The organism is Deltaproteobacteria bacterium, assembly GCA_003696105.1.
Classification (GTDB): domain Bacteria; phylum Myxococcota_A; class Polyangia; order Haliangiales; family J016; genus J016.
The window spans coordinates 1-3,182 of record RFGE01000120.1 but is presented as its reverse complement, the minus strand read 5'-3'; the positions used below and the strand labels follow the sequence as shown (position 1 = coordinate 3,182).

Below are 3,182 nucleotides of genomic sequence, written 5' to 3'. Positions count from 1 at the left end.
GGCGCGTATCAACATACGGTACCGAAGGGCGCGAGGACGTACGCCGAAGATCGCCCGCAGATCGCGACCGCAGCCAGCGGCTATGCGCAACAGCCTCCTAGCGCTTCGACCGCAGATAGTTCAGCATCGTGTCGACGTCCGACACCTCGAAGGAGTCGGTCGGGCAGTTGTCGGAAAACCCGGGTTCGACGAACATCTGCTCGATCTCGCCGTCGTCGACGACCATCGAGTAGCGCCACGAGCGATAGCCGAACCCGAGGTTGCTCTTGTCGACGAGCATCCCCATCTTGCGGGTGAACTCGCCGTTGCCGTCGGGCAGCAGGAACACCTTCTGGATGCCCAGGTGCTTGCCCCACTGGTACATGACGAACGCGTCGTTGACCGACAGGCAGATCACCTCGTCGATCCCGAGCGCGATGAGTTCGTCGTGCTTGGCCTCGTAGCCGGGCAAGTGAGTGGATGAACAGGTCGGCGTGAACGCCCCCGGCAGCGCGAACAGCACGACGCGCTTGCCGCCGAAGACGTCCTGGGTCGAGAGGTCTTGCCAGCGAAACGGATTGTCTCCGCCGATAGACTCGTCGCGAACGCGGGTCTTGAACACGACATCGGGTACTCGGTGTTTCATGCCCGCAATCTACGCCAGCCGCCGTGCGACGCAAATCGATTGTTTCTATCGCGCGATAGATATTTTCTATACATCGACGGCAGCGCGGCGGCGCGGCTCCGGCCGCGATCGCGCGCCCCCCGCGGCGCGCGGGGGCCGGCGGCGCAGCTGGAACGCGAACGCGTCGAGTCGGCGGTCGTCGATCGGCGAGCCATCGCAGTACACGAACAACATCGGGATGTCCGCCAGATGGCGCAACACGCTCTCGCTCACCAGGGCCGGACCGCAGCCCCACGGGCTGGCGATGACGACGCCGTCGCACGTGTGGCGGCGCCAGTGGTGCAGCACGCTGCCGACCGTCACGGGAGCCTCGCCGATCGGATAGCGGTCGACGTGACCGCGCGCCGCCGCGCGCAGGTCGCGCACGTCGACGACCGGCAGCCACGGGTGCAGCGGCGTGACCGCAGCGTACAGCGCGCGGCGGATCGACACGAGCTGCTGGCGAGCGACCGCGTTGGCCACCAGCGACGTCGGCAGGCCGAACAGGTCCGTTATGCGCTCGGACGCCGCGTACTCGGCCAGCACCGACATCGGCTCGACGATCACGCGGAGGCCGCGCGCCGCCAACCGGCGCGCCACGTCGTCGCTCGCGAACGCATCCAGGCGTACGTAGATGTCGCCGCTGAGCAGCACGGTGCGGCCGTCGCCGCTCGGCCGGTCCGCGCCGATCCGCGCGAACGCGCCGGCGGCGTCCCGCAACAGCGCCTCGACTTCGCGCCGGCACCGCGCCAGATCGACCACGCCGGCGGCGCCTCGCCGGCCCGGCCGCTCCATGATCCGCTCGACCTCGGCGCAGTAGCGGGCGGACAGCACGTCGGCAGCCCCCGCGTCGCGTTCGCCCGCGCGCGTGTACGCCGCGAGCTGGTGCAGGATGTCCCACGCCGTCACGCCGACCCACACCTTGGCGAAGTGCGCCGGACCCAGCCACGGCTCCTGCGCGACGTGCCGCACGGTGACGCGATCGTCGAGCCCGATCCGCTCGAGCGTGATCTGGTCTTTGACCGAGAACATGCAGTTGCGGCACATGCCGTCGCCGGACACCTGGACGAGAGCCGTCCGCCGCCGCGGCGGCTCGCGCTCGAGTTGCTTGCGGAACGATCCCCACACGAGCTGGTACGGCAGGCACTCCTTGCCCGAGCAGTCGCGGCGGCCCAGTGCGAGCGCTTCGGCGTCCGGCGGGCCGGACGCGACGGCGTCGAACCCATACGAGCGCAGCGCCGCGGCGAGGATGGGCGACAACCCGTCGCCCATCGCGATGGTGATGAACCGCGTGTCGCGCTCGCGCGCGAGCGATTCGTTGGCGAGCGGCTCGAGCCGGCGAACGCGCGAAAATGGCACCGGCGACGCGCCGCCCGCGTATTTGCGCACCGAGTGCAAAAACGCCTGGACGCGGGTCACGTAGCCGGCCGTACCGCCATGTCCGTCGCTTTCGAGCACGGCGTGCGGGTAGCCGCGCAGCAGGTCGTCGAACACCTGCTCGCCAAACGACGCGGGGCCGCAGCCAAACGATGTGATGAGCAGCGGGAACACGTCGCCCCGGCGGCGCGCGTCGACCGCGACGCGCAGCGCACGGCGCGTTTCGGCCCACGCGGCGCGCTCGAGCGCGGGGACGTCGGCGCCGAGTGGATAGCAATCCATCGGCACAGCGATGGTGCCGTTTTCGCGCAGTACGCGCGGGATGCCGGCGTTTACCACCGGGTCGTGGATGACGTGCAGGTTGCCGCACACCGCGACCGCGGGCACGCACCGCTCGCGCGCGAACGCGAGCGCCCGCCGGCCGATGCGGGCAAGCTCGACCTCGTAGGCCCGCTGAGCGCGCGCCGCCGCGCGCAGCGCCGCCGGCACGCGCGCCAGCGAGCCGCCGAGGACCGCGGCACTGCGCGCCACCGCCGCCGCCACCCGCGGATGGCTCCACCCGTGCCCGAGCGGGAGCGCGACGGTGACGACGTGAACGTCGCGGCCGCGCGCGCGCAGCGACGCGCGAACCATGTCCGGCAGCCCCTGCTCCATCGGGCAGGTCTTGCCGCCGCCGCCGTCGCGGTCGGGCAGCGTGACGAGCTTGGGAAACCACACCCGGTCGACCTCGGCGTCGACGACGCCGTGCGCGACCTTGACCGGCGCGCACGCGTCAAACGAGTAGCATCGCTGCTCGCCGTCGGCGAGCGACTGCGCGCCGGGTTCGAGCACGCGCGGGCGCAACCCGAGTTCTGCCAGCAACGTGGTGAGCCACGGCAGGTAGCCGACGAGCGCCCCCACCGCGGGCACGCCGACGACCGGCCCGTCGCCGCCGCGCGCGGCGTATCGGTCGACGGCTGCGCGCCGTTCGTCGAACGGACTCGGCGCATCGACCGGCAACTTCGGGCGAGTGGCGGTGGCCACCTCGAACTTCGGGCACGCGCCGCCCGACACGACCGTCTTCCGCGCGCCGCGGACGGACACCATCGTCTTTTCGATCGTGCACAGCGTTGCGCACCGCTTGTCGCGACACTGAAACTCGCTCCGGCCGACGACGTCGACG

General features: G+C 71.0%; 2 protein-coding genes. Both read right to left on the bottom strand.

The features are described from left to right. Positions 1-97: 97 nt before the first annotated feature. Positions 98-625 carry a peroxiredoxin gene (locus tag D6689_08305; GenBank protein RMH42406.1) on the bottom strand — a complete coding sequence of 176 codons (528 nt, stop codon included), beginning with the start codon at positions 623-625 and terminating at the stop codon, positions 98-100. A 66-nt stretch (positions 626-691) separates the two neighbouring features. Then, positions 692-3,182, bottom strand: a 2,491-nt coding sequence (locus D6689_08300; protein RMH42405.1) for a hypothetical protein, incomplete at its 5' end; no start/stop codon positions are given.